This is a genomic window from Mucilaginibacter sp. (assembly GCF_036383575.1).
Lineage (GTDB): Bacteria > Bacteroidota > Bacteroidia > Sphingobacteriales > Sphingobacteriaceae > Mucilaginibacter.
On record NZ_DASVOB010000249.1, the window covers coordinates 1 to 8,365 of the forward strand.

At 43.2% G+C, this 8,365-nt stretch carries 11 protein-coding genes; 3 read left to right on the forward strand and 8 right to left on the reverse strand.

Going from position 1 to position 8,365, the window contains the following annotated elements; translation table 11 throughout:
- The coding region (locus VF500_RS08870) for a hypothetical protein (protein WP_330859334.1) at positions 1–402 on the forward strand (402 nt) is incomplete at its 5' end.
- Positions 403–508: 106 nt separating this feature from the next.
- Entirely contained in the window at positions 509–676 is a 168-nt protein-coding gene (locus VF500_RS08875) for a hypothetical protein (protein ID WP_330859335.1), read from the forward strand.
- 233 nt (positions 677–909) lie between these two features.
- Here VF500_RS08875 and lpxB read toward each other — a convergent pair whose 3' ends face one another.
- From lpxB to VF500_RS08900, 5 genes are all read right to left on the reverse strand, one after another.
- Positions 910–2,025 carry a lipid-A-disaccharide synthase gene (lpxB, locus tag VF500_RS08880; protein ID WP_330859336.1) on the reverse strand — a complete coding sequence of 372 codons (1,116 nt, stop codon included), beginning with the start codon at positions 2,023–2,025 and terminating at the stop codon, positions 910–912.
- Entirely contained in the window at positions 2,025–2,291 is a 267-nt protein-coding gene (locus VF500_RS08885) for a hypothetical protein (protein ID WP_330859337.1), read from the reverse strand. Before VF500_RS08885 ends, lpxB begins: the two co-directional genes overlap by 1 nt.
- Positions 2,292–2,293: 2 nt before the next feature.
- On the reverse strand, positions 2,294–3,067 hold the full coding sequence (gene surE, locus VF500_RS08890) for a 5'/3'-nucleotidase SurE (protein WP_330859338.1): 774 nt from the start codon (positions 3,065–3,067) through the stop codon (positions 2,294–2,296).
- Between the two features lie 144 nt (positions 3,068–3,211).
- The gene (locus VF500_RS08895; protein ID WP_091208858.1) at positions 3,212–3,397 is read right to left on the reverse strand and encodes a CsbD family protein; all 186 of its coding nucleotides are present in this window, start codon (positions 3,395–3,397) and stop codon (positions 3,212–3,214) included.
- A gap of 87 nt (positions 3,398–3,484) precedes the next feature.
- Complete coding sequence (locus VF500_RS08900) at positions 3,485–4,495, reverse strand: dipeptide epimerase (RefSeq protein WP_330859339.1); 1,011 nt, start codon at positions 4,493–4,495, stop codon at positions 3,485–3,487.
- A 27-nt stretch (positions 4,496–4,522) separates the two neighbouring features.
- Here VF500_RS08900 and VF500_RS08905 point away from each other — a divergent pair, with 27 nt between their 5' ends.
- A complete protein-coding gene (locus VF500_RS08905) occupies positions 4,523–5,539 on the forward strand; it encodes a hypothetical protein (protein ID WP_330859340.1) in 1,017 nt (338 codons plus the stop codon).
- On the opposite strand, the gene VF500_RS08910 is transcribed toward VF500_RS08905, so the two are convergent.
- From VF500_RS08910 to VF500_RS08920, 3 genes are all read right to left on the reverse strand, one after another.
- Positions 5,508–6,137: a rhomboid family intramembrane serine protease gene (locus tag VF500_RS08910; protein ID WP_330859341.1), complete on the reverse strand. Its 630-nt coding sequence runs from the start codon at positions 6,135–6,137 to the stop codon at positions 5,508–5,510. The genes VF500_RS08905 and VF500_RS08910 overlap by 32 nt on opposite strands.
- The gene (locus VF500_RS08915) at positions 6,138–7,883 is read right to left on the reverse strand and encodes a M14 family zinc carboxypeptidase (protein WP_330859342.1); all 1,746 of its coding nucleotides are present in this window, start codon (positions 7,881–7,883) and stop codon (positions 6,138–6,140) included.
- 64 nt (positions 7,884–7,947) lie between these two features.
- The coding region (locus tag VF500_RS08920) for a ribonuclease E inhibitor RraB (protein WP_330859343.1) at positions 7,948–8,365 on the reverse strand (418 nt) is incomplete at its 5' end.

The following is an 8,365-nucleotide window of genomic DNA, read 5'->3' on the forward strand; positions in this document are numbered from 1 at the left end:
CCGCTGGAAAGTAAGTTTGAAAATGTGCCGATGATAACGTTGGCCACCGACTTTGAAACCCGCCTTTCAGCTGTTGATGTAAATGCTTTAAATGAAATGATCAAGGCGTTTGGCTCGGCTAAAATGCAGGTGCTTTATGTGGCCGAAAAAACCGACCTGCAACAAGTAGAGGTTTGGGAAGCCCGCCTGCGCGACCTGATCAAGCACACTGATCTTGAATTTAATTATATCCAGGATAGCAGCGCCCTAAACGGGATCATGAATTTTATCCAATCGCATGAAACAGATATGCTCTGCCTGGTGAAACATCACCATAATATAGTATACCGTTTATTTACGCGCAGCACGGTTAACCAGGTGATGAACAAATCGGTTAAGGCGATATTGATATTACACGAATAAAATAAAAGCTGAAAGCGAAAGGCAGAAAGCTAAAAGCGAATCGGGGATTGTTGTTTTGATTACCGTTTGTGAAATTAATTAATAGAATCTACATAAATACAACGTTATGGATCAGGTTAATTATCCTATAGTAATCATTGTAGTTATTGCGGTTATTATATTACTGGTATGGATCATCAGGCGCAATCAGAAAGATGAAAAACAACTGGAAAAGGATATCATTCAATCGGAGCTGAAGCCTGAAGAAAATAACGATAAAGAGATAAAGACCTAAAGGGATAAAAGCTGCCGCCCTTAGCAATATCATTGAGTTCAGAGCCGGACAGGCTGCACCAGAGGTGCAAAAGGTTTGTAGAAATAAAATAAATGGATGTCTCGTGTGCCAGAGGTACACAACTCCGGTGTTTCGTACCTCTGGCACGGTTATGTTGGATAGATTATTGCTACAAACCTGTACCCCCTCTGGGGGATTTCTTTAGCTTAACACAGTGCAGCCAGAGTCTGTTCTTACTTCCCGGCCTTAGTATATTTAACAATCAACCCGGCTGTTTTGGCCGATGCCCCAGGTTGCCCCATCCGCACGTCAAGCTCATCGTAATTATCAAGCATGGTTTGGCGATAGGGTGAATCATTGACAATCAGATTTAGCTCTTCAGCTATCTTGTTAGCGGTACATTCCTCCTGGATGAGTTCTTTTACCACTGCTTTATCCATGATCAGGTTTACCAGGGATATAAATTTGAGCTTTACCAGCATGCGGGCTATGGCTATCGTTAATTTCCCTCCTTTGTAAACTACTACCTGAGGTACGTTAAACAACGCCGTTTCAAGCGTTGCAGTGCCGGAAGCTACAATAGCCGCATGGGCATGATTTAACAAATCATAAGTAGCGTTGAATACAATAGGGATATTCCCTCCGTTTAAATAAGGCACGTAATAATCTGCCAGGAAGGCTGGTGCCCCTGCAATTACAAACTGATATTCTGGAAAATTAACCGATGCCTCAATCATATCCGGCAGTAACCTGCTGATCTCCTGTTTTCGGCTGCCGGGTAGTAGTGCTATAATTTTTTTGCCGGTGAGATTATTTTTTTGAAGAAAGCCCGAGTCTGCTTTAAATGCCGAAACAGCATCAAGCAACGGGTTACCTACATAATCAACCTCCATTCCCCATTCTTTATAAAACGCTACCTCAAAAGGCAGGATACAAAACAAGTGATCAACAATGCGTTTGATCTTAAGCACCCGTTTTTGATTCCAGGCCCAAACCTTTGGCGAAATATAATAGCAAACCAAAAAGCCCTGTGCTTTGGCGTAATCAGCTATTTTGAGGTTAAAGCCAGGGAAATCTATCAATATCAGCACATCTGGCTGATAGGCCGAAATATCCTGCTTGCACGACTTCATGTTTTTGAGGATGGTTTGCAGGTTGGCAATCACTTCCACAAAACCCATGAATGCCATATCGGCGTAGTGCTTTACCAGTGTACCGCCCTCGGCCTGCATCAGGTCGCCGCCAAAAAAACGAAAATCGGCCTGCGGGTCAAGCGCTTTGAGGGCTTTTATCAAATTAGCCCCGTGCAAATCGCCAGAGGCTTCGCCGGCTACCAGGTAATATTTCATTATAAGGATTGCAGTTTAAATATGAATATCGCCAGCATAAACAAAAGTGAGATCATAGCGATACCATTGCCTGTTTTATCAGCACCTTTGGCATAGCAATAACGGATGATGAATAGGTTAATAGCAAACGCGGTAAAGTACGGAATACCCGGTTTGTTCATGAAAACAACCTGATTTTTAAGCAGGAACCAAAAAACAAGCAGGCTTATGCCCGGCAATATAGCGCCCAGTAATAAGCCTGTAGATGTATTGTTTTTATTAAGCATGCTTATACGTTAAACTTCCAATTGTTTAAATAGGGAATTACGTGGTGGGCAGTCATATCAAACTGCACGGGAACAACCGAAGCATAGCCCTGATCCAAAGCCCAAACATCGGTGTCTTCGCCACCATCGTTCAATTGAAACACACCTGTAAGCCAATAATAAGGTCTTTTATGCGGATCAACACGTTCATCAAATTCTTCGGCCCATTTGGCCGCTGCCTGCCTGCAAATTTTAATGCCTTTAATATGTTTTGTATTCGGGAAGTTTACGTTCAACAAACTGGCTTGCGGTAAGCCGTTGGCCAAAACCTGTAAAGCCAATTCTTTTACAAACTTAATGCAGGGCTCAAAATCGGCCTGTAAGGTATAATCATCCAAAGAAAAGCCTATTGATGGAATCCCCTCAATAGCTCCCTCAACCGCTGCCGACATGGTGCCTGAATACAGCACATTGATAGAGTTATTTAAACCATGGTTGATCCCCGAAACACAGAGATCAGGTTTTTGACCTTTAAAGATCTTGTTAACTGCAAGCTTCACGCAATCAACAGGAGTGCCTGAACAACGGTACATTTCAATGCCCTCGTAAATATCAACCTGGTCTAATCGTAAGGGCTTACCAATGGTGATAGCATGCCCCATGCCCGATTGCGGACTATCCGGAGCAACAACTACAACGCGGCCAATTTCGGCCATGGCATCCATGAGGGCTTTAATTCCCGGTGCGGTAATACCATCGTCATTTACAACAAGTATGGTTGGTTTGGTAACTTTCATCAGGCAAAGTTAACAATCCTCAACAATGTAGCTGGGGATAATAGTTTCGACGGAATTAATAATCGTTGGAAATTGCCTGGTTTTGATATTGAAGTGTCCAAACTATTTCAATAAAAAAGCCCCGTTCCCGGAGCTTTTCAAATTTTATAAACTATTGATCCACTTCACCAGCTCATCGCGGGTTTTGCCCGTTTTTTGCTGAAGCTTGCCAAGTGTTTCATCGTCTTTGCCTTCCTGCCAGGTAAGGTCATCGTCGGTAAGATCACCATAAGCTTGTTTGATTTTTCCTTTCAGCTCATTCCATCCGCCTTTTATTTCTAATTTATCCATGATGTTTTTTATTTAGATGTATTAGGATAACCGATAAGAGGCAAGGATGGTTTGCAGAATATGGATTTATATAGAAGCTAAAAGCTCTTAAAACCTAAGCCCTAAGCCCGCATCATTATTCAATATGTATTTTCCTTCACTAAATTCGGGCATTACATACGGGTTATTGCTTACCAAAAAGGGGCCGTCAAGATCAACCCAGTCTGCCTGGGGGGCGATGGCCAGTCCGGCAAGTGCGGCGCAGCTTGTTTCGGTCATACAGCCTATCATGATCTTCAGGTCAAGCTCGCGGGCTTTATCTATCATCCGCTTTGCTTCATACAGCCCGGCCGATTTCATCAGTTTGATATTAATCCCGGTATAAACACCCTTAGCTTTTTCCACATCTTCAAATCGTTGAACAGCTTCATCGCCAATAATGGGAATGGGGCTGCGCTCGGTAAGCCAGGCATTGCTGTCGGGATCGGTTTTAAGCATGGGCTGTTCTATCAATTGTACGCCTTGCTCATGCAGCCAGTAAGTCATTTCAAGGCTTTGCTGCAAATCTGTCCAGCCCTGGTTGGCATCAACATAAAGGGGTACATCAGTTACCGAACGGATGGTATTGATCAATTCTTTATCGCTATCCCTGCCCAACTTAACCTTGATCACTTTAAAACCCTCGGCCTCTTTCACCTTTTTGATGATCATTTCGGGCGTATCAATACCTATGGTAAAACTGGTAACAGGCATCAGCGTAGGGTTGCTGCCTAACAATTGCCAACAGGATTGCTGCTTCAGTTTACCGTCGAGATCATGCAGGGCGATATCAATGGCCGCTTTAATGGCCGGGTTGCCGGGTGCTATAGTATCAAGATAATTAATGATCGCTCCAAAATCAAAAGGATAACTAAATTGACTGATATCAACCTTGCTCAAAAATTCGGTAGCGCTTTGATGGCTTTCGCCCATGTAGGGCACCATGGAGGCCTCGCCGTAGCCTATTTTGCCCTCGTGACTGATCTGTACCAGCATAACCGGTGTAGAGGTGCGCGAAAATTTGGCTATAGTAAAAGCATGCTTCAGCAGAAGCTCGTAGGGTTGATATGTCAGTTCCATGTTAAAAACCAAAGCTAAAATTTTAGTATGAAAATCGTGCTTATCTTTGCGGCCATGCCGGCACAAATTTATTCACCGTTCACCAATTTCAATTTCAGCAACAATAAATGTTTCCTTACGGGGCAAATCCTTAATTCGCCCGAGGAACAGATCCAGGTATTTCCGCAATGGCTCATGAGCCGTTACGAGCTGGAAGATAAGCCGTTTAAACTGCTTGACGAAAGTATGGCGACCTACAAAGACCTGAAGCTGCCCTGCACCGCCGAAGTTAACGAGCTATATCTTGAACCGCTTGAAAACGAAATTGCTGCTGCTTTTGATACCGGTTACGAGGCCTTGAAAGTGCTTGATGAGGATAAACTGTTCCTGTGGGCGGGTAAATTGCTGTACGGGATTATTTTTAATGAGATCCAGGCAGGCATCAAGCTCCAGCATTCACAAGGCGAGGCGTTTAATATTTCGCAATCCATCATCCATAAATTCAATAACCTGCACATGATGCTGCAAAGTCTCAATCTCCCTATTGAGTTCGATGGCTTTAAGCCCTACAGCCTGGTTTTGTTTAAGGTTGATAATGCCGAAAACGTCTTTGGCTATCGTGATGAGATCAATACGCTCACCTTTTCACTGCGCATCAAAGATTTTGGCATGATCATTTGCCTGCAGGATAACGGTGCCAATGCCCGTTACCATAAAGAGGCTTTAGATAAAATTGCCGATAACATATTGCACCCCATTCAGTTTGAAGAGCTAAACGCAAGGTTCTTTTATTCGGCTTACCTGTTTAACCGCCTGCCCGAATATGATATTTTCAATATTGGCGATACCATTTCATTAGAAGCCCTGCCCCTGCGTGGCACCAGCAGTAAGCCTTTGTTTGATGACTGGATGAACAAAACTTACGGACAGGTACTGGAAAACTTCTGGAAAAACTGGGGGTTCCTGCTGTTAGAGATCATCAAGAACCCCGAGAAGCCTATGAGCTTTTTATTTAATGCTGATGGGGAATTTATTAATGGCCAAGATTTGAAACTGCCATTGTAATCTGCTGCCAAAAGTCGGGTAAAATTTCGTGGTGAAATATAATGGTGATCATTAAGCCGCTCAGCGCACCATAAAAGTGTGCATCATGGTTGATCTGATCGCGCGAGTATTTAGATGCGAAGTGGCAGTACACTAAATATAATACACCAAATATCACTGCCGGGATAGGAATTGGTATCGGCAAAATCATCATTTGGGCCAGCGGGTTATATAATATAGCACTGAAAATAACCGCACTTACCGCTCCGGATGCGCCCAAACTGTAATAGCTGTAATGATCTTTGTGTTTAAGCACAGTAGGCATATCGCTCAGTATCAGGCTCACGGTATACAATATGGCAAATTGAACGTGCCCCAATAAAGGTTCAAGCCCAAAAGCGAAGAAATAGAACGACAGCATATTGAAAAACAAGTGCATCCAATCACGGTGAATAAGTCCGCTGGTGATTATGGTGTGGATATCTTTACCGCGCGAAACGGTGTAAGGATGCAGCATCATGCGACCGTACAGGTTATTGTTTGAAAAGGCTAAAAGCGAAGTAATAATAGTTATTGCGAAAATAGCACAAGCCACCGGGGCCGTTTGTAAGTATTCCATTTATTTAAGGTCGAGTTTGGTATTAATTAAAAGCCTGCCTACAGGGTAGCGCATAAAAGTTTTTTCAAAATAAGGCGAATTGCGGTAAACGAACATCAGCTGCGCTTCGGCATTTTTGGCCAGTTCCGGATCTTTTGATTTGGCATCCTCCAGTTTTTGTTTAATTGAAGGATCTTTTTTTAGCAGATCGGCAGCAATATCTTCAAAAACATAATCCGAAAAATACTCCTTTTCGCCCAGCACCGAATCAAAAAAGTTCCATGCAAAAAATGAGTCGACACCCTGCGGTTCCAGCGTTTCCACGATATAACGGTTTATTGGCTGGTTAGTATATACCACATAATCGCCGGCATAAAATTTAACTGGCATATCAACCGGGTTAAGCTTTACGCCGGTATGCAGGTAATGCCCCTCAAAAGGCCGTGCCGGGGTTTTCAGATCGGCTATATAATACATTTGCAGGTTAAGTGTGGTGTCATGTGCCAGTTGTTTCATTTGTACTCCGTTCAGCTTAAACAGATCAATTACCTTGCCCCAGGCCTGCGGAATTACATAGGCCACCGGCTTATAGGCTGTTGCAGTAACTTTATAAGTGTTATAATATTTTATGGTTTTGGCATAGGGTTTATCACGGTCATAATACAGTCTTGGCAAGCCGCTAACCTCACTGGTTTTATGGCCTGCTTCATAACCTTTAAAAGTGATAGTATCAACCTTATCCATATCAACCGCCCAGCTCAATGCAAAGTTTTTTTGCTGTGTTACCTGCTCGTCGGCTTTGCGTTTCAGTTCACCTATCAGTTTGGCATCGCGCTGATTAATTTCAATAAGGTGCTGCATAAAATCATAAGTGGCATATACCCGCTTGTCAAAAGGCTTCAGCATGTGCGTTTCGGTGATATAGCTGATAATGTTATGCTGAGCAGTAAACCCGGTAGCAAAGCGTGGTGTTTCCAAAAAACTTACAATGCCCGAATCCGGCAAACCTTCTTCACCCGCACCATAGGGGATCATTTCGTATCCGCTCTTTTTCATTTTGCTATACAGGTACGGAGTAAGCGTTTTGGTGGTATAATCGGCCAGGACGGGGTTTTGCTTCTCTTTTTGGGTTTCAATGAGCGTCATTACATATTGGTAGTCCGCACCATCGCTGGTGTGGTTATCCAAAAAAATCTCAGGTTTCCATGTGGTCAGGATCTGGGTAAAGGCTAAGGCATTACGGCTGTCCGCCTTTATAAAATCGCGGTTTAAATCGAGGTTACGGTAATTTCCTCTGAAACCATAAGCCGATGGACCGTTTTGGCTTACACGGCTCAGTCCCCGATTAAGGTTACCGTCGATATTGTACAGCGCTATAAGGCAGATCACCACATCTTTTGGCAGCGTGTTATTTTTCAGCATATCACGCACCAGCATCATACTGGCGTCAATGCCTTCCGGCTCGCCGGGATGAATGCCGTTATTGATGAGCAGCACCCGTTTGTTTTGCTTTTTGATAGTAGCCGGGTCAAATACCTTATCTTTTGAAAGTACAATAAGCGTTAAAGGTTTGCCTACATCAGTAGTACCGTAGTTAATGAGTCTCATTTGCTGCGGGTACAGCTTATTAAGTTCTTGATAGTAGTCAATCACCTGGGCATAGGTTGCAGTGTGATTTTTATCCTTACTTAACTCAAACGGGGTAAGCTGGGCTTTGGCAGATAAGGCAACAAAACAGGTTATCAGGGCGGCAAAAACTATCTTCATGAGTAAATACGTTGCTCAAATATAGTTTAAGAATGCCAATTAGGCGTGCAGGTACACAATAATATTACTGATCGGGAATGGTACCCCAGCCATCAAACTCACAATCAAATTTATAGCCAAGGCTGCACATCTGCCTGATCCATGCTGCTACAACAGCATCTTTCATTTTTACTTTAATTGTCCACCCGGTAATAATGAAGAGCTTTTTATTCCCTTCAGAAACGCCATATTTTACCTGGTAGTTTAAATTGGATAGTTCCTGCGCAAATGTTTGGGCTTTTTGATACGTATTGGTATAAAAGAAAAACTCAAGCATGAGTTCCCTGTCTTCGTCAACATTCAACTCCCTGAGCTTTTCCATAAGTACGGGTAGCATGTTGAGTTGTATTGCCGATTTTTCCTCGAACGCTTCTGCCGATACAAATTGCCCGTTATCCTTTTTACCGAAAAAGCTGAATAAGCCCATGAGGATAATGTATTTT